Source organism: Pedobacter sp. Leaf41 (assembly GCF_001422545.1).
Taxonomy (GTDB): domain Bacteria; phylum Bacteroidota; class Bacteroidia; order Sphingobacteriales; family Sphingobacteriaceae; genus Pedobacter.
The window spans coordinates 736,949-762,527 of record NZ_LMLE01000001.1; the positions used below are offsets into that span (position 1 = coordinate 736,949).

16 protein-coding genes are annotated in these 25,579 nt (G+C 38.2%); 9 read left to right on the forward strand and 7 right to left on the reverse strand.

Going from position 1 to position 25,579, the window contains the following annotated elements:
• Nucleotides 1-44 precede the first annotated feature (44 nt).
• Nucleotides 45-1,463, forward strand: a complete 1,419-nt coding sequence (locus tag ASE92_RS03240) for a hypothetical protein (RefSeq protein ID WP_162237738.1) — start codon at nt 45-47, stop codon at nt 1,461-1,463.
• Nucleotides 1,464-1,477: 14 nt separating this feature from the next.
• Nucleotides 1,478-2,536: a hypothetical protein gene (locus tag ASE92_RS03245; RefSeq protein WP_056848642.1), complete on the forward strand. Its 1,059-nt coding sequence runs from the start codon at nt 1,478-1,480 to the stop codon at nt 2,534-2,536.
• Between the two features lie 181 nt (nt 2,537-2,717).
• Here ASE92_RS03245 and ASE92_RS03250 read toward each other — a convergent pair whose 3' ends face one another.
• From ASE92_RS03250 to ASE92_RS03270, 5 genes are all read right to left on the reverse strand, one after another.
• The gene (locus ASE92_RS03250; RefSeq protein ID WP_056848643.1) at nt 2,718-3,236 is read right to left on the reverse strand and encodes a hypothetical protein; all 519 of its coding nucleotides are present in this window, start codon (nt 3,234-3,236) and stop codon (nt 2,718-2,720) included.
• Nucleotides 3,237-3,355: 119 nt separating this feature from the next.
• Complete coding sequence (locus tag ASE92_RS03255; protein WP_056848644.1) at nt 3,356-6,028, reverse strand: carboxypeptidase-like regulatory domain-containing protein; 2,673 nt, start codon at nt 6,026-6,028, stop codon at nt 3,356-3,358.
• A gap of 10 nt (nt 6,029-6,038) precedes the next feature.
• The gene (locus tag ASE92_RS03260; protein ID WP_200926316.1) at nt 6,039-6,878 is read right to left on the reverse strand and encodes a GLPGLI family protein; all 840 of its coding nucleotides are present in this window, start codon (nt 6,876-6,878) and stop codon (nt 6,039-6,041) included.
• Between the two features lie 52 nt (nt 6,879-6,930).
• The gene (locus ASE92_RS03265) at nt 6,931-7,269 is read right to left on the reverse strand and encodes a hypothetical protein (protein ID WP_056848646.1); all 339 of its coding nucleotides are present in this window, start codon (nt 7,267-7,269) and stop codon (nt 6,931-6,933) included.
• 62 nt (nt 7,270-7,331) lie between these two features.
• Nucleotides 7,332-7,670, reverse strand: a complete 339-nt coding sequence (locus tag ASE92_RS03270; protein WP_056848647.1) for a hypothetical protein — start codon at nt 7,668-7,670, stop codon at nt 7,332-7,334.
• 220 nt (nt 7,671-7,890) lie between these two features.
• Here ASE92_RS03270 and ASE92_RS03275 point away from each other — a divergent pair, with 220 nt between their 5' ends.
• Both ASE92_RS03275 and ASE92_RS03280 read left to right on the forward strand, forming a co-directional pair.
• On the forward strand, nt 7,891-9,912 hold the full coding sequence (locus ASE92_RS03275; protein WP_235527269.1) for a histidine kinase: 2,022 nt from the start codon (nt 7,891-7,893) through the stop codon (nt 9,910-9,912).
• Between the two features lie 10 nt (nt 9,913-9,922).
• Nucleotides 9,923-10,669 carry a LytTR family DNA-binding domain-containing protein gene (locus ASE92_RS03280; RefSeq protein WP_056849261.1) on the forward strand — a complete coding sequence of 249 codons (747 nt, stop codon included), beginning with the start codon at nt 9,923-9,925 and terminating at the stop codon, nt 10,667-10,669.
• Nucleotides 10,670-10,825: 156 nt separating this feature from the next.
• Here ASE92_RS03280 and ASE92_RS03285 read toward each other — a convergent pair whose 3' ends face one another.
• Both ASE92_RS03285 and ASE92_RS03290 read right to left on the reverse strand, forming a co-directional pair.
• Complete coding sequence (locus tag ASE92_RS03285; protein WP_056848648.1) at nt 10,826-11,683, reverse strand: M12 family metallopeptidase; 858 nt, start codon at nt 11,681-11,683, stop codon at nt 10,826-10,828.
• A gap of 183 nt (nt 11,684-11,866) precedes the next feature.
• Nucleotides 11,867-15,898, reverse strand: a complete 4,032-nt coding sequence (locus tag ASE92_RS03290; protein ID WP_162237739.1) for a two-component regulator propeller domain-containing protein — start codon at nt 15,896-15,898, stop codon at nt 11,867-11,869.
• 233 nt (nt 15,899-16,131) lie between these two features.
• On the opposite strand from ASE92_RS03290, the gene ASE92_RS03295 reads away from it, so the two are divergent.
• The 5 genes from ASE92_RS03295 (at nt 16,132) to ASE92_RS03315 (ending at nt 25,511) form a co-directional block, all read left to right on the forward strand.
• A complete protein-coding gene (locus ASE92_RS03295; protein ID WP_235527270.1) occupies nt 16,132-19,329 on the forward strand; it encodes a TonB-dependent receptor in 3,198 nt (1,065 codons plus the stop codon).
• A 20-nt stretch (nt 19,330-19,349) separates the two neighbouring features.
• Nucleotides 19,350-21,254 carry a RagB/SusD family nutrient uptake outer membrane protein gene (locus ASE92_RS03300; RefSeq protein ID WP_056848650.1) on the forward strand — a complete coding sequence of 635 codons (1,905 nt, stop codon included), beginning with the start codon at nt 19,350-19,352 and terminating at the stop codon, nt 21,252-21,254.
• Between the two features lie 18 nt (nt 21,255-21,272).
• Nucleotides 21,273-22,196 (forward strand): DUF5017 domain-containing protein, encoded by a 924-nt coding sequence (locus ASE92_RS03305; protein ID WP_056848651.1) that lies wholly within the window; start codon nt 21,273-21,275, stop codon nt 22,194-22,196.
• Nucleotides 22,197-22,298: 102 nt separating this feature from the next.
• Nucleotides 22,299-24,305, forward strand: a complete 2,007-nt coding sequence (locus ASE92_RS03310) for a polysaccharide lyase family 8 super-sandwich domain-containing protein (RefSeq protein WP_162237740.1) — start codon at nt 22,299-22,301, stop codon at nt 24,303-24,305.
• Nucleotides 24,306-24,323: 18 nt separating this feature from the next.
• Nucleotides 24,324-25,511, forward strand: coding sequence for a glycoside hydrolase family 88 protein (locus ASE92_RS03315; protein ID WP_056848653.1), 1,188 nt, complete (start codon nt 24,324-24,326; stop codon nt 25,509-25,511).
• Nucleotides 25,512-25,579: the final 68 nt, after the last annotated feature.

Below are 25,579 nucleotides of genomic sequence, written 5' to 3' on the forward strand. Positions count from 1 at the left end.
AGATAGAAGCTATGCTCAATAAATATTTAAGAACTATGCTGTTTATGATAACTGCTTTATTAGTAGTAGGAACAGCTGCTGCTCAAAAGAAAACAGTAAAGAAAAAAGCTGTCAGAACGGTTAGGAAATATTTTGGACCGCCGCCACCCGTTGTTGAAGCACCTCCGCCTTCACTTTCTGACAGTAAACAACCAGGATATGCTGCACCTCCAATGATTATGGTTTCTCCGCAAGAAGCCAAATTTGAAAGAGAAAAGATTTGTACCGATTGTGATACCTTGGTGCTGGAAGCAGGAAAACCGCAGATTGTAATTTATGATGTGAAATGGATGGCAGATCGCGAAAGCAGAACTTATCGCAGTCAGCCAAAGGCCGCCGATTTAAGTACGGATTATTATAGCATGCGTGGTTTGGTGAAGAGAGAATGGGATGAATTGCATCAAAATTTTCCCGAAAGCGATATCAATTATCACCACGTTTACCGAAATACTTTTATCAAAGTAGCTAACAATGGCAAGCAAAATCTAAATCTCCTTGACAGGCAGTTGCGCCATGAAGGTTTTATTTATTGGAGCGGAAAGCCTGAAGCCGAAATTTTGCAGGGCAACAAAATGGTTAAATTAACAGAGCAGATTGGGAAAGCTGCGAACGTAAATAAAACATCATCTTATTATGCCAGCTTTAAAAAGGACAGCTTAACGGTTGAAAAACTCATGCAGACTACCGGTGCGGACAAAGATGTTGAGCCCAATATCAATGCCCTTTTGCAACAGGAAATATTAGGGGAGTATATTCTACCTTTTCAGTTTATCAATCTAAAAAATGTGAGCAGCATTTCCCTGTTGCCTAACGGAAAGGAAAAACTTACTTTTAAGTTTAACGAGATGGGACAGTTGACAGAATATATTGATGAAGGTGACGAACATCTAATCATAAAATACAGTAATAATTTGCCTCAAACCATCTCCCGAGATGGACAGATTAAAACCCGCTTATTTTATCAGGATGATGTAATCATTACGAAGGATGATTACAGGTTGGAGACTTTCAAGATGGTCGGCAGGTTGTTTCTTGAATCTGATAGATACTCGATTGAAAAGGCAAATTACGAAGAAATGAAAATTAATAGTGGTCAAGCCTATAAAATTGCAGCGAGAAATGACCAGACTTGTTTAGATTATGCCGATGGAGACCGAAATTCTAGTGTTTGTTACAGCAACAACCAATGGACTTTACCACTAACCATAACCGAAAGCTTCAATGGAGATTCTCAAACGAAGACTTATACGATGAGCGACAGTGGAGAATTAGTGGTTAAAAATATAAATAAATATAAATCATCTAAAATGGTTTATCAACTCGAAAACGGGATCATTAAAGCTTTCCAAAGTGTTCAAAAACGAGGCGATGATAGTTATTCCACACCAAATGAAATTAAGGTTGTTTATACGTTTTTTAAATAATTTCAGTTTAATAAATGAAAAAGATGTGGCTTGGGATTGGTATTACATTGGCTATTGGTTTGGCGGTATCGCTATATTATTATAACAACAGGCTAATTATCGACCGCAACGATGCTCCTCTGGAAGAGAAATACGCTTCATTTCAAAAGATTAATGAACATTATCGCTCTGCTGTTTTTGATGTAAAATTTATGGCCCGGGTAGTGGTATCGAGCGCTGCTTCACCTAATCCTATCCGGATTTTTGAATCGGTAAATGATCAGCTAATTATTGATTGTGATGCCGAGGTTGATGAGGATACCAAACATGATAACCGATATTATAAAATAGATAAGGCCGGCAAACTTCTGGATTCTATTTATGTTGCTTATGGCAGCCATTGGGCCAACTTTATAGGCGAATTTATTGTGTACACCAGCGATAGAGGTGGCTATTATAATTCCTGGCCATTAGATGGCGATACCACCAGACATGAAGTGATTGAATGGAATAAAGATAATAGCTGGACGAACGAAAGAATATCAGCTAAAATCAAAGCGATAAAGGCAACTGGAAAATATCATTTTTCGAATTCACTGGTAAATCAGGATGTATGGTATTTGCAGACGTATTTTTATGAGGATAAAAAGTGGCAGTTGTTGTGGCAACAGCTGCCGGGATATTTTAATGTGCCAGATGAAGAGAGCCCAATTAGGTATCGAAAAGAGGTTTTTAGAAGTGGAGAGGTCGATTTCCAGATTCCTAAAGATGTAAAGCTTTTATACTTTTATCAAGAGGAGAAGATGAAATATTATCATGTTATTGGTGGCGGCGGTGGCGGTTTTAGCGTATATAATTGGCGAGGGAAAGGTTTTTTTGAAACTGAAGTTGCCGGGAAAAAATTTGAATTTATGGTTCCAAAGCTGGTTGTAGAAAAAGAGCGGCACAATGGCTTTAAACCAAGTTTGTTTACTGTCGAGGAAGCTGGTTCTGCCACTGATCTTTTTACTCCGGCATTTTACCATTCGCCAAATGGATTTTCCTTTTACTCACCAAGTCCCAAATTATTGTATCTGATTAAAGTAAGGCAATAGCATGAAAAATATGATGAAAAAATTTATATTTTATTTAGTGTTAGGGCTACTTTAATTGAGCTTATTTTAGTGCTAATGGGTTTTGGTGTGTCATTTATTGGTTTCGATGTTAACCAATCTTTCTGGCAAAATTTTCAAAGTATGGTGGTCGATTTTAAAGGTGTGGCGAACTTCTTTACAATCAATAACTGCGTTGATAAACGATCATATCGTAGGTGGTGTTTAACAGTCTCTTTTGTGTAACCGATTTCCTAAAAGCATTGCTTTTCGTAATCTCATTTACCAATTCCGGCATCAACTGGTGATTGTTAAATGGCTGGATATGGAATAGCACTTCGTTCGATTTACCGTAAAGCGAAAGTGTATTTAAACGTTGTGCATTAAGTGCAACTGCATAAATTTCATTGTAATGAATGAGTAAATCTGGCTGGTTTTTCTTTACGATGGTCAGCATAGTTGTATTGGTGTGAATGCTTACTTTAGGATAAATAAATCTGATCAGAAAGAAAATGGGTAGAATGAGCACTATACCTGCCAAAAACCCCAAAACTTTACCGCTGCCAAAATTATTTACAGCATCTGCAAGGCCTCCAAAACCTCCGAAAACCATAGATAAAATTACAACTATTAGTGCAATGTATGCCAGTGCAAAGCCAATTCCCTTCCCAGCATTTACTTCCAGGTAACTATAAGTTTTCATATTTTTTTGATCTAAAAATTAAATATAGTCCTAATCATTGCTACAAAAGCGAAAGGTTTATATTTGATATCCCTACATTATTATTTAATCGTTCTGTACGATTATTTGAAAATTTTTACTTAAAAAGTAAATGAATACTTGATTAGAAAAGTTCTTGGTCGCAATGGCATTTGGTAAGTTGATAATTGGTTTGCAGACGAAGTGATTTGCTGGTAGGCTCGCTGATTAATCAAGTTTACGCATTGAAATTCGAAGAAGCTTTTCCAGTTGGTGGGGGCATATTTTAAGCTGAAATCTAAAAACTGATTACGGATGGGTTCTTGCGAAAACTGCCGGTAAGAAACGAAGTTATAGGTTAGGGCATAAGATAGCGCTGAACTCAAATTGTGTAACCATTCGCTCTTTATTTTTTCGTTTGCCGATTCATTTTCAATCGGTCCGCTCAGACTTTCTTGTTTGTTTAACGATCTGCTTAAGTCGCCGGCCACCGATAGTGTAACTTTCGAAAACAGCTTTTTTCTTAAGCTTAATCCCGTGTTAAGCTGATAGCTTTTAAAGGGCGTAATCTCACCGTTATAAAAATTGTTTCCTTTTTGCATGCTTAAGCTTCCGTTTGCAGCAATATTTATTTCGAGTGGAAAAATATATTTAGAAATGTTGCCATTTAAGGAATATTGGTCGATAGTGTTCCTGAAATCGATGGCTACTGATTTTGTCAGTCCGCTATCCAAAGTATAAGAATTGATAAAGTTTTGATTTGTTCTGTCGAAGCCGAGCATAAGGTTGTAAAAAAGCATTTTTAATGGCTTTCGGTAAGAATATCTTAAATTAAAGTTAGTCAGATCTGTCTTAGGTAAAGGTGTGTCGTTAAAATTAAATTGCCGGTAGTTAACTAAGATGGTACCAGTGTAAATATCATTAACTTGTCCAAATTGCGTTTGTTGGGCAAATCTTGCATTCAGCTCACTATACCTTCCCAGGTTTTTTCTAAATTCTATAATCGGATTCAACACAAAATACATGTTCTTTTTAGCAGTGCTTTTCTCCGCCTCGGAATAATTGATGTTGTTAAGAGTTGGACCTGCCTCCAGATTAATCGATCCTTTTTTCAAAAGATAAAGTACCGAAATTCGTCCATATAAGCCTAAATTATCAAAGCCGATATCATTTTTAAATTGGTTCCCAACTGATGTGATATTATTGGTGCTATCGGTTTTGTATAGGTGGCTGTTTAATCGATTGTGTTCGTAAGAAGCACCGGTTGTTGCCGATAAAACAAAGCGATTAAACTTGGTTTTAAAAGTGGCAGATTGGTTGATGAATATGTTTTTAGTGGTGGCTTGCTGGTTTAACGCTAAGTAGTCAGCACCTCCATTTACAATATTTTGCTGAATGCCTGGCGCAATTTCTAGGTTTTCATCTACTTTATAATATTGTAGCAAACCATTGTATTGCAAAATGTTATTCACGCCTAAAGCCTTTACCAAATTGGTTTCATTACTAATGGATAACTGATTTGTGGGTTGGCTCTGCCCGAAACCTTGCTCATTTTGTATGGTACTGCCATTTCTTTTCCATTTTGGAATTTCGAATTTTGTAATTGATTTCAAATAAATTGAGTTGCTATTTTTTTCGAGCTGCGCTTCGGCGTGCCATTGATTTAATTTGTAAACGTTATCTTGAAATTCATTAAACCGAATGGTATCGGTATTGCCTAAAAAATAATTTACAGTGTTATTGTACTGAAATTTTCGTTTTAATTGGAGTGTAGATAAGTTTAAGCGCAATCCCCAATCGGCTTTCATTTTTATCAAAGCATTTAGGCTGCCCGAGTAGTCATTATTTAACAAATAATACTTTTCTTTCAGGTTTGGCAGGGTTTCACTTTCCATTAATAGGAAGGTTTTGGGTAATTTTAATGCCACTTCATTATTAAAAGACTGACCTAAAACCGCTTGTTCGGCTTCGAGGTTCTCACCAATGTTGTTGGTTTTAAAGGTATTGATGGCTTTGATCTTTTTATTGAAGATTAGGTTATTTAGCTCGGCCACGTAAGCCTTATTGCCTGCACCCAGATAAGCCGAATTCACCATCATCGTTTTGGCACTATCGGTGAGTTTGATGTTCAACGATACATTATTGCTGCCTATAAACCCATTCAGCGCCTTTACGGGTTGATCGCGTTCTATCACTTGCACCTGCTCTACAGCACCAACAGGAACATTGTTGGTGGCCATTTTGTATCGGCCATCTAATAAGTTATCACCATCTATATAAACATTGGTAATGCGCTTACCGTTGTAACTTATGGCGCCATTTTCATCGATTTTAATTCCTGGTAAACGGTTGATCACATCACCAATTACCCGATCGTTAGATTCCTGAAAACCTTTAACGCTGTATTTCAAGGTATCACTCGATAAGCTGATTTTAGCGTTTGATTTGATAGTAACCTCTGCAAGCTTGTAACTTTTTTGCTTAAGCACCACGTTTACCAGCTCGTTGTTCTTTTGTTCAATGGCCTGGTAAAACTGCTGGAAACCCATTGCGGTTACTTTTACAGAGTAGCTTTCATGACCAATTTGGAAATCACATTTAAATAAACCCTTATCATTTGTAGTACCAAAGCTAATGCCTGCTCCAGATTGGTTTACGATAGCTACTGATGCTGAAGCCACCGGATTGCCGATACCGTCTTTTACCGAACCACTTACAGATACCGTATTTTGTGCGGATAAAAATGCCGCACAAAATAATAGTGGTAAACATAAAAGGAAGCCTTTCTTTAACAAATCTTTGAGCTTAATCGGTTAATTCCAAGGGATAGTTAATGGTGAATTTTTTTCTTGGGGCAGTGTTACTATTTCCTCCGCTTGAAGTGATCTTATCAACAGTAATTCCGCTATCATTGCCGAACATGTTAAAACCATCAGCCTGTGCTTTCTTCATTTGCTCATACTCTTTCATGTTTGTTGAAATTGCATCTGCTGGAATATTGATTGGTTTAACGTTTTGCAGATTCTCTTGAATGACCAATTTTGTACAGGTAAATTTGATGAAATGACGGTCATCATAAGCTTCTAAAATTAATCCGGGTAAACCCTGTAGTTTCCATGGGCCAAAGCTTGCCGGAATATCTGTTGTAAACCAGGCCGTATATTTTCTGCCCTTGCAAATGCCGGTGGCCTTTTGGCAAGTGTAACCCAGCAAATCTTTGGTTTCCTTATCAATCTTCCAATCAATTTTATCAGGAGTTTCGGTAATTAAATAACGTTGTTGTGGGGTGTTTTTTACAATTGAAATTTTCCCATTGTTGATGTAAATGTCATCTTCGGTAACGGGTAAATAGGTGCCCATATCAACTACATTGCTGTTTTTTGCTTCTGCTGCAGCTAAAATGGCCTGAACGGTAGAATCTTGCTTTACCCGAGTTTGACTACTGTAGAGACTTTTTTTGGTATTAAAAGCGAGGATAAAATCTTCACTATATAATCTACCCGTTTGGGTACTATCTTTAATGTGGTAAAAATGATAGTAAGCCATTGCAGTAGGTTGATCTTCTTGCTCGCTGGTTTTATATTTAAAGGAATATAAAGCGCCTAATAGTAATGCTGGTAATATAAATTTGAAATATTTTTTCATCTTAACTTTTATTAAAGAAACCATCCTCTTACTCTATTTTATTTTTTTAAATTTATGGTTGGTTATGGTAGCAACCGTCAGAACTTGAATTAACGCCTTGCCAAAAAAAGTTGTTGCCAACCAGGAACATGCTCAGGTTATCAGTGCCATCGGGAGCAAATACGTGAATTTGCCATTTAACACCACAAGGATCTGTATATAGGAAAACTTTCTCTCTGCGCAATAGAGCACTGGTTTCACTTCCAACATTTACCTTCACTATTTTTGTAGATAACGAGCTTGTTTCAACGGTGCTATTAATGATAGATGGTATTTTAGCTGGTTTAGCATCACTGGCAAATGATGCAGTTCCTAACATGGCAAATGCCAGTGCGATTAATATTTTTTTCATGACTTTTTTATTTTAATTTTTAGATTGAATACTATTTTGTTGGCAGGTAGCCTTACAAACGATTACATTCTGTAGCAACCCCAATAGTCAGCCATTACATTTCCACGAAAATGAATGTTTGCGGTTTCCCATAATGAGTAGTTAGATGCGCTACTAGGACCAGAAACGTATACGACGTATGATTTGCCACAGGCATCAGTAAAAGTGAAATTCATTTGTCTGCGAAAGAAACCCAGTTTTTCTGCGCTTAGCCTTCCCGTTTCAATGCTGTTATTCCTTTTAAATGTAGGTGCAGCTTCAATTTTAGTCTCAGTTGTTGCATCTCTTTTCGAAGTTACATTATTGGCTGAAGCGCTAAAGCCAATTGCGGTGCAAATCAATGCAAAGAATAGTTTTTTCATGATTTTTTTGTTTTAAGTAAATGGTTAATAGTTTTTAGAAATCAGAGGATGGTTTCTTGTTTCCGATTTGAATTTGTAGAGAAATGTGGTTCAAAAAAAAGACTAACCTACAGCTGCTGGTGCGCAACTGATATTCGTTTGGTTTCTTTCAATTTCTGCTGGTCGAGTTGAATAAGGTTCCTGAAAAATCAAATAAGTATTGAAGTAATACGGATATGGAATGAAAAACTACGAATGTTCAACTGATTCTTTTAGGGAAATTTCTATTTATATATTTAGAGAATATTTACAGATTTTAAAGAAGTCAACCTCCGCATTAATGAATATCACTGCAAGAACTGCATTAGCGATTTGCGCTATCTCGAGTTTCCTTTTTATTTCCTCTTGCAGAAATAAGGATGATAAAAGCATCGGCCAGCAAAAGGCCAATCAAGTTGTTATTGGTAAAAAAGATTACTTGTCATTCATCATTGCTCTAGATACACTCCCGGCGTTTAAGATTAAAAAAATGATTTTTAAAGAGGATAGTCTATTAAGCAATTCTGCAAATAAAGACGCTAATCCATATTATCACTATTTCAAAGCCAGAAAATATGGCATGGAAAAAAAACGCGATAGTGCCATAAACGAATATCAAAAGATAAAATCGACCAAACCGAATGATGAATTAGCACTTTTAAAAACCTATGGAATTCTGGCACAAAACATGGGTAATGGCTCCATGGTTGAGTCTGCGTTGACAAGCAAAATATTTGCTGCCATGAAATTAGCAGAAGGTGCAAATAGCCGATTAACTTATCGTTTTTACGATTTGCTGGCACAGGCTTACTTCCAAAATCAGAACGCGAAAAAATCATTGGAATATGCAGCTGTTTACTTTAATAATCATCCGTTTAAATCTCATCCGGCAGTTAAACAGCGCTATTTCGATATCTCTTTTCTATTGGCTTCCCGGTTGGCAAACTTCAAAAAAATGGAGTTTTATAACAACCAGGCTCGAATATTGGCCAGGCAAATTGGCGATAGCTTAGCACTTGCCCGCACTTACGACAACGAGGCGCAGATTTATAGTCAGCAAGGCCTATCGGCAAAAGCTGTGGCTTCTAGTAAACGATATTTTAACTATCTCAAGAGAACCGATAACCTCAACGATATTGCTTTTAACAATTTGGCCACGAGTTTTACCAGGAACAATCAACCCGATTCTGCCATCAAGTATTACAAAGAAGGGATTGCATTCGAAAAAAATGATTTATCTGGAAAGCAAAAAAGCGTTTATTACAATGGGCTGATTGATGCGTATAAATCAAAGGGCGAATATGCCAAAGCATTGGAAGCGGCGCAAGCATCACACAGGATTGAACTTAAAAATAATGAAGCCATCGAAGCTGTTAAAGTTGCAGAAATGCATGAGCGGTATGAAACGGAAAAAAAAGATCGGAATATTGCAGAATTAAAAGGGAGGAATAAACTGAATGAAACGATTATTAAGCAACAACGTTCATCGATGTTTTTACTTGTACTTATTTTTATAGGGGTAATTTCTTTCTTTTTTATCATCCATCGCCAGCAGCGCCTGAAATCGAAAAATAATCTATTAAAATCAGAAAATCAACGCCTTAACATGGAGCAAAAAATGCTTCAAGCCCAGTTAAATCCGCACTTTATTTTCAATGCCATTGCCAATTTGCAAAGCATTGTAGCTTCCGGACATATAGATGAATCGGTGCGCTATCTTAAATCATTTTCGGGCCTGCTCCGCGGTATTTTAGAACAAAACAGAAAAGATTTTATTGAAATAGCCGAGGAGGTAACTTCATTAAACAATTACATCCAGCTGCAGCAAATGCGCTATGCTGGCGTATTCGATTATCAAATTGATGTAGATCACCAACTCGATGTAAACGAAACACTCATTCCGCCCATGCTAATCCAACCTTTCGTAGAAAATGCAATTGAGCATGGTTTCCGAAATATTGCCTACAAAGGTTTGCTCCTAATTTCTTTTAAATTAAAGGGTGATTTGTTGTTGATTGAGGTGGATGATAATGGTAGTGGATTGGTAGAAAAGCCAGCAAATACGCCGAAGAAACAATCCTTGGCCCAAATTATATTAAAAGAACGGTTTGAATTACTGTTTAAATCTAATAACCAACATGCCGCATTTGAAGTAAAAGACAAAAAAGCACATGGTTGGAGGGGTGTTAGCGTCGAAATTACAATACCAGTTATTAACGATTAAAAAGATTGATATGAAACTTTATATTTTGGAAGATGAAATCCGCATTTTGCAACATATTTTGCAAATTGTTAAAAAGATAGATTATTTGGAAGTAGTTGGCTTTGCTGCTGAAATAGCAGTAGCCGAAAAGGAAATTCCTGAATTAAAGCCAGATATTATCTTGGCTGATATCCGCTTAAAAGATGGCGACAGTTTCAACCTTTTTCACACCATTGGAATCAACGATTTTCAGGTAGTTTTTCTCACCGCTTATGATCAATATGCTATTCAGGCCCTAAATTTGGGCGCTTTTGGTTATTTGCTTAAACCCATTGATGAGGTATCACTAACCACCACTTTAAACAAATGTTACCACCACCGGGAGCATGAAAGTTTCGGTCAGCAACAATTGGCCATTGCGAAAGACCACTATTTGGCACAAGGTGTAGGGGCGAGCAAGCGTATTGCTTTAAAAAGCGTAGAATATATTGAAGTGGTAGCAATTGAAAACATCATGTTTTGCAAAAGCGATAAAGGTTATACCAGCTTTTTTCTAAATGACGGGCGTGAAATTGTAGTATCAAAAGGCCTGAAAGAATATGAAGGTTTACTTACGCCATTTGGCTTCTTAAGATGTCATCAATCCTATTTGGTTAATTTTAAATACGTTAAAAAATATTATCGGGAAGGTTATTTGCAAATGGAAAACAAGGAAAACATCCTGGTTTCAAGCAGGAAGAAAGAAGAGGTTTTGCGGTACCTGGAGAATATTGCTTAGAGTGAATATTACTTTGTTAAAACTCGCTTTTGATTCCCGGCCAACAGGTGTTATAGGATGCAAACCTAGAAAGCGCAAAATAAGAAACTTGGATTTCCGATTCACTATTTTTATACTAAAGAAAAGACCGACGAGAAGCCGGTCTTTTTTGAAATATTAATCAGGGTAAATGCGTTTGATGAAAATTTTATCTTTATCAGATAAGTATGCATTTTCATCCACACTGAAGTCATCTAGTGTAAATTCATTTGGAATCCAATAATGCATGATAGATTTGGTATCGTAAGCGGTATTGCGAACTTCCCTTGGTTTATACTTATCAAATATATTGCTGGTTACCTGTGCACGAGTCCAATTGTTTGGCGGACCCATGTAATATTGATACACTGCTGGTTTATCCCAATTGATGTTAGCTAGGGGACTTAAGTGTTCATGTCCTAGTCCGATGGCATGGCCAAATTCATGAAGAACATAGAAACTATAAGCATAATCACTGGAGTTTCTGTCCAAATCGCCGAAATTCATGGTTTGTTCTCCTCTATGATAATTAGCATCTGTGCCAATCCACGACCAATTTCCTAAATCTCCATTTAATTTAAATCCCACTCTGATGTCTGATTCTGCTCTACTTTGAGCCACTACAAAACGCAAGTTTGCATGATTCGCCCATCTTCTAGCAAATTTCATCACATTATCGCGAACAACTTGTCCGCCGTTGATGAAAAAAACTCTTAGCGTTTTGCCATTAGGCCATTTTGTACCCTTAACCGCTACACCTCTACCAGAAATTTCATCGTCTTGCCCTAAAATAATCGGACGGCTATCACTCAGTTTATCGACACAGACTTTCAAGGGAGCTCCTTGTGTCGTTAATAATTGATCGCCGGCTAAGCTTGCTTTGAGTTCAGCATCCATTGCTAGTTTTTCTTCATTTTCCAGCACATTCCCTGGATCTTTCTTACAGGATGACAGCGCAATTGCTAATGCCATCACCATTAAACATTTTTTTAACATAGGTTTTTGTTTAAAATGGTTAGATAGATTAATTACAAATGTAACGTGAATGTCATGAAATTGTTTGTGATTTGGTGGGATTTTGTTTTCAATCGTTGTGTTTATGTTTTGCCTTACGAGGTTTAGTGGTTGGGAAGGCAAGGCTCCGTACGGCTTGAAATATGAGTTTATGGTTGCGCAACGCTAAACCTTTTCTTCCTGTATAAATTCGCTTGGCGTTTTACCAAAATGTTTCTTAAACTCCAAACTAAAGTATTTTCGATCGTTAAAACCTACGGCGTAGGCAACCTCGGCTATATTACCAGCGTTTTGTTTTAATAATTGTGCGGCTCTTTTTATTCTCAATGATTTGATGAAGTCGTTTACCGAAAGGTCGGTAAGTGCCCTGATTTTTTTGTAAAGTATGGGCTGGCTCATGCCAATCTCTGCCGATAAGGTGGGTACATCAAACTGGGGGTCGGAGATATGATTTTCGATGATTTTCATAATCTTCATCAGGAAACCTTCTTCAGTTTTACTGATGACCAGATTGCTGGGTTCAAGCGTAATTACCTGAGCGAACTTATGCTTTATGGTTTCTCTTGCTGCTAATGTGTTTTTAATATTCAGTTCCAGCACTTTTAAATTAAAAGGTTTCATGATATAGGCATCTGCACCATTCTCAAAACCATTAATTTGATGAACATAAGCAGATCTGGCGGTTAATAAAATAACAGGAATATGGCTGGTTCTTTCGTCGGTTTTGATTTGGCGGCACAGTTCCAACCCGTCCATTACGGGCATCATTACGTCGCTTATAATCAGGTCGGGGATGAGTTCAATAGCGCTTTCCAATCCTTCCATTCCGTTTTCACTTTCCTGGATGTTATACGCTGCAGATAAAGCATTTTTAATAAAGCTCCGTACCTCGGCATTGTCTTCCACCAGCAAAAGAGTATATCTTTTTTTATCCTGAAGGGCTGGTGTCGTTTCTTCGGGTTGAGGTTCAAACCTTTCTTGTAAATTGTAATTTACGGCATCATCGTAATACACGTAATCTGTAATAAAATCAGAAGAATTAAAATGCGCTTTTCCCGTTTTCAGTTTTACGCTAAAACAGGTTTGGCCGTTTTGACTACCGTTTGCCGGCAAACTTTGAAATGAAATTTTACCATGGTGCAATTCTACAATGCTTTTCGAAAAAGATAAACCTAAACCAGTGCCAATGGTGGTATTTGCATTTGCCTGGTAAAAATTGTTGAATAAATTGGCTTGACTTTCCAAAGGAATTCCCTTTCCATTATCACAGATTTTAAGGGTAACCAGCTCATCTTCCTGAGAGATCTTCAAACTGATCTTTCCACCGTCTGGCGTAAACTTAAAAGCATTTGAAAGTAAGTTGAACAATACCTTTTCCAGTTGTACTTTATCAAAATAAAGTTCTATCTGAGGGCTTGCCGCTTGAAAAGTGTAGTTGATTTCTTTTGATAATGCCATATTTTGAAAGGCCATAAAAATCTCCTTACAAAACTTTACGAAATCTCCGGGACTCACATGAAGTGCCATTTTACCACTTTCAGCCTTTCTAAAATCGAGCAGTTCGGTTACCAGATTCATCAAACGATCGGCATTATTTTTAATCGGTTGTAAATCGCGGTTCAATGTGGGGTTATCTTTTGCATTCTCAATCAATTGCTCCAATGGCCCAACAATTAAAGTTAATGGAGTTCGGATTTCATGTGAAATATTGGTGAAAAATTCCAGCTTGTGTTCATTCACTTCCTTCTCTTTTTTGAGCAGTGCCCTGATCAAAACATAACGGGCAATCACAAACAGCACGGCCGCAATGATGCAGAAATAAAATAAATATGCCCACCAGGTGCGGTAAAACGGAGGATTTACGATGATTTTTATTTTTCCGGTGTTGGCGCTTAAAACACCATCGTTATTAATGCCTTTAACCAGAAAAGTATAGCTTCCAGCAGGCAGATTGGTGTAGGTTGCTGTTGGCATACCTACTTCGTTCCAGCTTTTTTCAAAGCCATCTAACTTATAGGCATATCTGTTTTTTTCTGGTTTAATGAAATTCAAAAGCGCAAAGCTTAAGCTAAATGTATTCTGATCACTTTCAAAAATCAGTTTATCCTTCAAACTGATGTTTTCATCAAGTAGCCCATCGTTACCATTAATGTTAACCGTTTTATTCTGAAGTTTCAATTCGGTGATGATCACTTTGGATGCTTTATCATTGCTCTGAATATGATCTGGAAAGAAGCTGATAAAACCGTTGTATCCTCCAAAAAACAGTTCGCCACTGCTGCTTTTAAAAAAAGCATTTGCATTAAATTCATTGCCTGGTAAACCATCGGCCACCGTATAATTTTTAAAAGTCTTTTTCAATCGGTTGAACATGGAAAGTCCATTGGCTGTGCTAATCCAAAGGTTTCCCTTGTCATCCTCTATCATGCCCAAAACATTATCGTGGGGCAAACCATTTCTGGTAGTATAAGCCTTGATTGAATTTTTGTTCTGATCGTACAATAATAATCCACTGTTGTAAGTGCCAAGAAAAATTTCATTCGCTTTGGTTTTTGATATACAGTTTACATAATAATTGAGCGGTTTATTTAACTGATGATCAAGAACGGTGTAAAATCTATTAGTATTTTCATCATAAATGAAAAAACCATTTGTTGTGCCGAAATAGATTTTAGCCTCGTTAACCATTAACGCTTTTACTTTCGCGGAAGAAGGAATAGAAGCAGGTAGCCTCAAGTCTTTGAATTCGGTTTTATTTGGATTGGAGATTTTGATGCCATTGCGTTGCGTAGCCACAATTAAACGATGAGACTTGGTTTCAACAATGGCACTGATTTCATCGGGTACGTCTTCATTTTGATTGCTGAAATTGAAGCTTTTAAAACGGTTGGTTTTGGGGTCGTAAACATTTAGACCTCCAGAATGCGTACCAACCCATAATTTTCCATCGCTGGCAAACAACACTGTTTTAACCAGGTTGGATTTCAGGGCATTTGAACCGCCAGTATTTTGATAGGCTTTAAATGTTTGAGTCGATTTGTTGTATAAACTTATCCCTCCGCCCTCAGTACCAATCCATAAATTTTTGTTTTGGTCTTCTGCAAACCCGCTAATTACATTGTTGTTAATGCTCGATTTACTTCTGCTTCTATCGTGAACGGTAAACGCAGTGGTGTAGGGATAATTAATGTTAATGCCTCCAAAATAAGTACCCACCCAGATGGATCCATTATTGTCTTTATATAATTTGTGGACAGAGTTCTGATTTAAACTTTTTTTATTGTCTGGATCGAATTGCAGATTTTGGAAAGTGAAATTTTGGGTATCCATGATGCTAATCCCATTCAGTGTGCCAATCCACAACTTGCCTGCATCGTCAACTACCATATTCCGAATGGTATTGCTTACGATTGTATTTTTATTGGCAGCTGAAAATTGGAAACGTTTAAATTTTTGAGTTACAGGATCAAATAAATTTAGTCCGTTACTTTGTGTGCTTACCCAAATTTTATGGTTTTTATCTTCGGTGATGTTTGAAATGTAATTCGCACTGATATCTCCAGGGCTTCCATTGTTTTTGAAAATAGTAGGTTGATATTCGCCGTTTATTACCGCCATTTTAAGCAGACCATTTGAAGTGCCTACCCAAATATTTCCTTGATGATCTTCTTTCACTGACCGCACATTATGGAAAAGACCATCGCCATTCTTAGTGTTGAAGAATTTAGTAATAACAGATAATTTACCGTTTTTCAATAGGTTCAATCCATTTAATGTTCCGATCCAAATATTCCCTTTGCTATCTTCGGTAAGGCAATTAATAACATGGCTGCTTAAACCTTTTGCGGTTTTAGGTTGGCTTGTAATTCTTTTAAAGGCATCATTTCTTTCATCGTAGAGATTTAAGCCTATACTGGTTCCAATCCAAAGCCTTTTTTTTGAATCGGAGAATATAGTGGTTACATAATTGTTGGATAGCGAATTACTATCGCTTTCAGCGTATTGATAAATTTTAATATGATGACCATCATAGCGGTTTAGGCCGTAACGTGTACCAAACCACATAAAGCCATTCTTATCCTGGCCAATAGAAAGTACTGAAGTTTGCGATAATCCTCTCTCTACTCCCAGATGATCAAATAAAATAGGTTGTTGTGTTTTTGCAGAAAAAGTAATTCCAGAAAATAAGATTGCCAATAGCAAGATTTTAAAGGAATTCGAAAACATACAGAATAATTGGTGAATTTGGTTGTGATCCCTTAAAAGTATGGTTTAAAAGCATTTCTGCCAAATTTTTAGAAAATTCACCCTATTTATTTAGAAATTTATCCCTCCTCAAAATGGCTTTCCGCTTATGTTTGTTCAAGCAAGAAGCGCAATCTTAACTGGATTGTACGAAAGCGAAAAATAACCAATATAAACTATTAATTATGAATAAACTCTACAATCAGGGTAAGGAGATCATGCGGAAGCGTTTGCCTCATTATTCAACACTATTGTTGCTCATTGCGATTTTTTTAACGGTCACTTCAACCGTTTTTGCGCAAAGCAAAAGCATTGTCGGTGTGGTTACAGATGAAACCAATCAAACTGTGCCGGGTGTTTCCATTTCGGTAAAGGGCACTAAAACCAGCACGCAAACTGACGGAAACGGAAGGTTCAAAATTCAGGTTTTAAGTACTGATCAGCTGGTGTTTAACTATGTTGGTTATGCCTCGCAAACCATCACGGTTGGCAACAGAACCACCCTTAATGTATCCTTGAAATCAGCAGTTACGGGTTTAAGCGATGTGGTTGTAGTAGGTTATGGAACTACTAAACGTGCCGATTTAACTGGGGCAATTGGTTCGGTAAACATGAAGGATTTGGAACAGGCGCCAGTAAAATCTTTTGATCAGGCGTTAGCAGGTCGTGTTGCCGGGGTTCAGGTTTCCACCAGTGATGGTCAGCCTGGCGCTACGGCAAATATTGTGATCCGCGGTGCGGGATCAATTTCTCAGGATAATTCTCCACTTTATGTGATTGATGGCTTCCCCTCTGAAAACGCGAACTCAAACTCCATCAATCCATCAGATATTGAAAGCATCGATGTTTTAAAAGACGCTTCTGCCACAGCTATTTACGGTGCCCGTGGATCAAATGGTGTGATACTGATTACCACTAAAAAAGGTAAACCCGGTAAACCTCAGCTCACGTACAACGCTTATTATGGTTTGCAAAAGGCGCCAGAGAAAATCCCGGTAATGGGCCCCTATGAATATGTGAAATATCTTCGCGATCTTGATCAGGCTGTAGCAGATTCTACTTACCTTAAAGGTGGAACAACATTAAACGATTACAAAAATGTGCAGGGTTTGGATATGCAGGATTATGTTTATCAAACCGGTCAAAATCAAAACCACGATATTGCTTTACGTGGCGGAAACGATAAAACCACTTATTCCATTTCCGGGAATTTTAACGACCAGAAAGGAATTATTATCTATAGTGGATTCAAGCGTTATCAGGGAAGATTTGTATTGGATCAACAGATTAATGATAAGCTTAAGGCAGGTATCAATGTCAATTACGCATATAGCGAAAGCTTCGGTACGCCAATTTCTGCCACCAATTTCTATGCTTCATCAGTGTTATTATATTCGGTTTGGGGATACCGCCCAACCAATGCCTTATCTGGAAAGGATGCCAACTCTGATTTATTAGGCGGTTTGTACGATCCGGCAAATGAAGGAAATTCGGCACAAGATTACCGGGTAAATCCACTGATCAGTTTATCAAACCAACAAACAAAATACAAAACGACCAACCTTGCAGCCAATGGTTACGCAGAATATGCTTTTACGCCGAAATTAAAATTAAGAGTAGCCGGAGGGATAAACAATAATGTTAACGAAACCAATATTTTCAATAACTCTCAAACGCAATCGGGCAGTAAATGGAATTCATCAGGCCCAAATGGTACTATTGCCAGTAGTCCGGTATTTAATTGGTTAAGCGATAATACCTTAACTTATAAGAGTACCTTCAACAAAGATCATAACTTAACGGTGTTGGCGGGTTATTCCGCACAGCGAAATAAAAGTTCATTTCGATCTATTTATGCTACGCAGGTAGCCAACGAAAGTTTAGGACTCGATGCCCTTGATCTTGTTCCGGCAGCGAACACGGTGATTTCTGTTAACAGTTCTCGTTGGACACTGATGTCGTTTTTAGGTCGGTTAAATTATGATTTTAACGGAAAATACCTCGTTACAGCAAGTTTTAGGGCTGATGGATCTTCAAAATTTTCGCCAGCTAACCGTTGGGGTTATTTTCCATCAGCTAGTATAGGCTGGAGATTTAGTCAGGAGAACTTTTTAAAAGACCAGAAATGGCTGTCGGATGCTAAGCTCCGTGTTGGTTATGGCGAATCAGGAAATAACCGGGTAAGCGACTTTGCCTATCTGCCTCAATTAAATTTAGCCAATACCCAATATTGGTACTCTTTTAATGGCAAACCTGTAGCCATAGGTTCGGTAATTACCGCTGCCGGAAACTACGATCTAAAATGGGAAACCAATGTGCAAACGAATATCGGCTTAGATCTTAGCTTTCTTAAAAATCGTTTGGGTTTAACACTTGATGTTTACAAACGCACCACCAACGATTTATTGTTAAATGCGAATCTGCCTTTCGCAAATGGTGTGCAAAGTGGAACGGGTTTCAAAAACATTGGAAGTTTAGAGAACAGGGGATTGGAAATTACGTTGAACAGTACAAATATCGTAACCAAGAACTTCCGTTGGAGCAGCAGTTTCAACATCAGTTTCAACAAAAATAAAATCCTGGAATTAACCGAAGGGCAAAACTCATTGCTTTCCGGTTCAGGAACTTTTTTTGATACCAGTTTTAGAGGTTTATCACCATACATTTCGGTAAAAGGTCGCTCGGTAGGAGAGATGTATGGTTTAATTTTCGATGGCATTTACCAGTACAGTGATTTTGATAGGATGCCAAACGGCACTTATTCACTCAAACCCAATATCCCGAATAATGGTGCAGCAGTTCAACCTGGGGATATTAAGTACAAAGATTTAAATGGCGATTTAACCATTAACGCAAATGATTATACCATCATCGGTAGGGGATTACCAATCCACACAGGTGGTTTTAGCAATAACTTCAGCTATAAAAACTGGGAGCTGGGTGTTTTCCTGCAGTGGAGTTATGGCAATAACATCATTAATGCCAACCGTTACGTTTTTGAAGGCGGAATTGTAAGAAATTTCACCCTTAACCAATACGCAACTTATGAGAACCGGTGGACGCCAACCAACCCAAGTAACGAACTTTATAAAGCAGGACGCTTTGTTAACCCAAACTATTCGTCAAGAGTTGTGGAGGATGGTTCGTATTTGAGATTGAAAACCGTTCAGCTTGGGTATAACTTCAGCAGTAAACTGGTAAAAAGCATTGGCATGTCTAGATTACGATTAAATGCTTCGGCACAAAATCTACTCACTTTTACCAATTATTCAGGTTTAGATCCGGAAGCTTCTGCCCGTCCGGGTAATTTAACACCAGGTTTTGATTATGGCACTTACCCGCAATCATTTACCGTAACATTTGGTTTAAACGCAACATTTTAATCATCATTAAAAATAAGACAATGAAACATAAATATATTTTGGCTTTTTTATTCGTGATGGGATTATCGTCATCATGCAAAAAATTTCTGGATACCGAACCAACGGATTTCTACTCGCCAGTAAATTTCTACAGCACTGCCGATCAGCTTCAGGTAGCTTTAAATGGAGTTTATAGTACCATGATGTTGGAGCGAATGTACGGCCAGGTGCATCACTTTAATTTTGTAAGCACTACCGATGAAATGTTGCCCGATCGGGCGACCAGTAATGAAACCCGTGGGTTGTATTACACTTATGACGCCGGGCACTCTTACGTTCAGGATTGCTGGCAATATCCTTATATCGCCATCAATAACGCCAATGTTTTAATTGATAACATTACTAAACCCAGCATGGATGAAAGGCAGCGTGGCTATATCAAGGGACAAGCACTATTTTTGAGAGCTTACAATTACTTTTTGCTCACCATTCAATTTGGCGAAGTTCCGTTGGTATTGCATCAGCCAGGTATCTCTGAAGTTAACATTCCTGCAGCTTCTCAACCGGCCATCTATACTCAGATTGTTGCCGATTTAAAAGAAGCAGAAAGTTTATTACAAGGTCGCACGGCAGCTAGTTTAGGTTACAATGATCAGGTTACCATTACAGCAGTACAAGCCATGTTGGCCAGAGTTTATCTGTATTGGGCAGGTTATCCGGTTAACGATACCAGTAAATATGCCGATGCCATTACGTATGCCGATAAGGTTGTTGCTTCTGGTCAGCATGCTTTGAATCCAGATTATAAGCAAGTTTTCATCAATCTCTTTCAGGATAAGTACGATTTAAAAGAAGATATATTAGAGTGGGGTTCTGCAGGAGCAGCTGCCGGAGTGACCAATAAAACGGGTAACGATATCGGTAATTTCAACGGTATCATTTCAGCTATTTTGTTGATAAATGGAACTTTTGAACAAAATTCATATTCTGCAGCTGGTTGGGTACGGATAACCAAGAAATTATTTGATAGCTATGAAGTTGAACCTAGCAGCACATTGGTTAATAAAGCTTCGCTTGATACCAGGAGAGATTGGAATTGTCCGGATTATATCTGGACAACCAACGCATCAGCCGGAACGAGGGTAAAGACAGATCGCTCAGCACCCTGGCAAATGAATACAGGCAAATTTAGGAGAGAATATGCACCGGCAGAAATGCGTAATACCGGAACTTACAATGCCAATTGGCCGGTAATTAGATATGCAGATGTGCTGCTAATCAAAGCAGAAGCTGAAAACCAGGTTAACGGACCAAACGCCGCTGCTTACGATGCTATCAATCAAGTGCGCAAACGCGGTTATGGAACCATGTACGGCAATATTGTTAAAAATCTCACGGTAGTTAATGGTGGTTCTGGTTATTCAGTAGCAAATCCACCGGTGGTTACCATTAGTGGCGGTGGCGGGGCAGGAGCAACGGCTACTGCAGTGGTTTCAACCGCTGGTGTGATTACAGGAATTAAATTAACGAGTCGCGGAAACTTAACAACTGCCGGACCTTATTTTACCTCAGTACCTACCGTTACTATCGCAGCACCAACTACAGGGGTTACGGCAACTGCTACCGCAACCATTACTAACGGATCCGAACATTTGCTAACTCCGGGTTTAAATAAAGCAGATTTCCAGTTAGCACTTCGTGATGAACGCATGCGTGAAATGTGCTTTGAAGCCTCTAGAAAGTATGACCTGGTAAGATGGGGCAATTTTGCCGGCGATTTACAGGCTTTCGGGAATTATGCGGCCGCCAATGGAGTAACTGCAGGCAATGGAAATATCAACGGATACCAGGGTTTGATTACAGTAACGCCTCGGTATAGCCTGATGCCAAAACCAACATATGAGCTAAATCTGAATAAAGCACTGAAACAAAACCCAGGTTATTAATCACTAAATTATTAAGAAATGAAAAATTCATTCTATATTATCTTAATTGCCTGCAATTGTCTTTTAGCTTGCAAAAAAGATCTGACCACTGATGTACCAACGGTTGATATTGCTTTAACAAATGCCCGTTCCACAATTAGCGATACGCTGGTTTTTAAACTGGGTGATACCTGTAAATTCAACTTTGGTGGTTATGCAGATAATGTTGTTTTCTGGGCAGGAACGCCAGGGAATAAATACGAATTTAAAACCCGTTCATCCGCATTTGGAACACCAACCTTATCTTTTACCAGTACAGCGCAATTTGGTGCTCAAAATAATACGCTCCAGGTTTTGGCCACCAATAAACTTCCAGCCAAAGATTCGGCAAGTGTGGTAAATGCAGCCTGGACAAATATCACAGCAAGAACACCCATTGCAACGAGTGCTACAGCAGTTAACACCGGGCAGGTAAATCTGGCCGATATAGTTAGCGATGCCAATGATAGTTTATTCATCGCCTTTAAATATACAGGCCTTACCGGATCAACACAGAGAACCTGGACAATAACCAATTTTCTGGTTAATAATGTGCTTAGCGATTATACTTACAATTTAAGTTCATTGCCTGGAGATAATGCTTTTTGGACTCGATTTGGAAATGTTTGGTCGCCTGCCAGCTCGAGGTGGGTGGCTACAACTACGGCATTAACTATTGTTGGTGGTGCGGCTACCGCTCCGTCCAATACCAGCTGGATCATCAGTAAACCAATTTTTGTTGGAAGAATTGCTCCAGATATTCCAACGGCAACTGTAAAAAATATTACCGCTTCGGCATTGTCTGCCTACGCTTATAAATACGCGGCTGCTGGCAGGTACAAAATTACGTTTGCAAGTTATAATACTACACCAAACGACAGCCAAATGGTGCTGAAAGAATTTAATGTTAAAGTTATTTTGTAACCGAAAGAGCCATATCCCACACTTATGAACAAAATGATCCCTTGCTTATTACCTGTTAATTTGCGTTGGCTAAAGCGAAAGCTTTTCCTCATTTTTTTATTGATGATTAGTGTATCAGCTTTTGCGCAGAAAGACCCCTTTTCAACTATAGAAAAGCGCATCAGCGCAGATTTACAGACTGGTATTAATGACGTCTTTCTAGCAAAAAAGATTACAAAGGATTTGATAAAATTAAAAGCCGATGGAAGCTGGACAGATATCAATTATGCCGATGCACAGTATGATCCTTTGAAAAGAATTAAAGAAATGGCTACGGCTTATATCCGTCCGGCCAATAAATTTTATGGAAACCAGGAGATTTATGGTGCAATAACCACATCGCTTCAAAATTGGCTGGATAGAAATCCGAAAAATAAAAACTGGTGGTACAATGATATTTTTTATCCGCAGGCTATCGGTCAAACTTTAATTTTAATGCGGAATGGCAAAACTCAACTGCCAGTTGAGCTGGAGAAAGTTTTAATTCAAAGGATGGTTCGCAAACTAAAAGTCGGCGATGGAGCCAATACATCAGATGAAGCTTTGCATTATTTGTACCGTGCTTGTTTAACACAAAATAAAAACACTTTGGATTCGGCTGCAAAATATCTTTTTGAACCCATTGCAGTTGAAGATGGTAAAGAAGGTGTTCAGGTAGATGGAAGTTATTATCAGCATGGTAAGCAGCAGGCCATCGCGAGTTACGGACGGGTATTTGCCGGTAATTCAGTAAACGCAGCCTATTATTTGAGAGATACGGAATATGCTTTACCAAAAGCACAACTCCATATTTTAGTCAGTTACTTGAAAGACACTTTTTTGAAAACCATTCGAGGCTCCTTTTACGATTTTAATGTGAGAGGAAGAGGTATTAGTCGGCAGGATTCGTTAAATGCCCATGTATCTGGAATGGTGAATAAAATAAAAATGTTCAATCGGGAAAATTCCGCTTATTGGGAAGCTTCTACATGGAGAACATCACATCAAAAACCCGCAAATTATCAAATCGAGCCTTCTAATACGGTTTATTGGAAAAGTGGTTACACACGGCAGGTAAGACCTCAATATACTTTTAGCGTACAAACGGCTTCTGTAAGAACCTTACGTACCGAAAGAGGAAACAATGAAAATGTGCTTGGTAAATTTTTGTCAGATGGTGCAACCAATATTCAGCGAAGCGGATCAGAATATGCCAACATTATGCCGCTATGGGAATGGGATAAAATTCCTGGAACCACAACCAGAGATTATACTGACGATAAAGGAGCAACCATCAAAAAAGAATGGGGGATTCCTGGAACAACCAAATTTGTAGGCGGGGTAAGCGATGGTGTTTATGGCGCTTCTGCTTACGACCTAGATTTCGATAGTGTTCAGGCAAAAAAGGCCTGGTTTTTTTTCGATAAAGAAGTTATTTGCCTGGGCGCCGGGATTAACAGTGCTTCTTCACAAGTCATTACAACAACTATTAATCAATCCTGGTTGCGGGGAAAGGTTATTGAAGATAAAAGTTTCTTGCTTCATGATAGTATTGGCTATTTTTTTCCTGCTGGTGGAGATGTAAAAGTTACCCAACAAAACCAGGTCGGAAATTGGTATCGCATTAATCAATTTCAGGAAAAAAAGGAAGTCTCGGGCAAGGTTTTTAAAAGTTGGTTTAACCATGGTGTACAACCACATGATGCGAGTTATGCCTACGTTGTGGTTCCTGATATTGGAGCTGCTGCTATGCAAAAGTATCCGCTTGATGCGATTAAAGTCATCCAAAACACAAAGGCTATCCAAGCGGTAATGCACAACAGGTTGAGCATAATGCAAGTCGTTTTTTATCAAGCAGGAGAGCTTAGTTATGATGATATAATAGTAAAGGTAGATAAGCCATGCATTATTCAGGTCAAAGATTTGAACGCCATCAATCCGCTTATTTTTATTGCAGACCCTACACAAGAAAACTCGAAAGTTCGGATCGAAATAAAAACCCCTAAGTTAAAAAGCAGTAAAATAATCACCTGTAATCTTCCGGTTGGTGCACTGGCAGGATCAACCCTTAAATACAACATTTCAAATTAAAAAAACACAACCAAACTCATGAATAAAAATAGTTTAATAATCGCATTACTGGTTCTTTTGAATTCAGTTTCCTTTGCACAAAACAATGTGCGAAAGCCAATGGCGCAGCTTATTAGTGACGAATTTAAGTTTGCTGCCGATCAATACAAATTTTTAGCAAAAGGCATTCCTACCGGTAAAACGCCGCAAACCTATCAAAATGGAAAACATGTTAACTATGATATTCAATGGTGGTGCAGTGGGTTTTACTCGGGTAGCCTGTGGTATATTTATGAGCAGACCAAAAACGAAAGTATCAAAAAAGAAGCTGAAGATGCTTTAAAAGTTATCGAGGCGAATCAAACCTTTACGGGTAATCATGATTTGGGTTTTATGATGTATTGTAGCTTTGGAAATGCTTATCGCCTGACGGGGAAGCCTGAATATAAAGCCATTATTCAACGTTCTGCAGAATCGCTTTCTACCCGTTATCATGATAATGTAAAGGCAATCCAATCGTGGAACAAAGGTAAATATTGGAATTATCCGGTAATTATTGATAACATGATGAACCTCGAGATGTTAAATTGGGCAACGGATAACGGCGGAAATAAAAAATTTAAGGAAATTGCGGTCATCCATTCGAATACAACTTTAAAAAATCACTTTCGCCCCGATTTTAGTTCGTTTCATGTAATTGACTATAATCCGGAAACCGGTGCGGTAAAAAGAAAAGCAACCTGGCAAGGGGCGGCAGATTGTTCTGCATGGAGCCGCGGACAAGCATGGGCTTTATACGGTTACACCATGATGTACCGGTTTACAAAGGATGAAAACTATTTAAAACAAGCCAAGGGAATTGCCCATTTTATTTTAAATCATCCTAATTTGCCAGCAGATAAAATTCCTTTTTGGGATTTTGATGCTCAAGGGGTTCCTTTTGCAAAACGTGATGCTTCTGCTGGTGCGATTATGGCTTCGGCATTGTTGGAACTTGCACAATTTACAGCCGATAAAGAAAAGACTGAATTTAAATCTGCTGCAGAAACCATGATTTATTCGTTGGCAAGTAATGCTTACAGAGCCAAACTCGGCGAAAATGGAGGCTTTTTGCTGATGCACAGTACTGGCGCTTATCCTTTAAACAGCGAAATAGATGTGCCATTAGTTTATGCTGATTACTATTATCTAGAGGCTTTGGCGAGATATAAAAAGTGGTATTTATAAAACACTAGTAGGTTTGGCTCCCATAATTAGCTTTTGTATTCCTCTCATGCTTAATAAAGTTTAGCTTT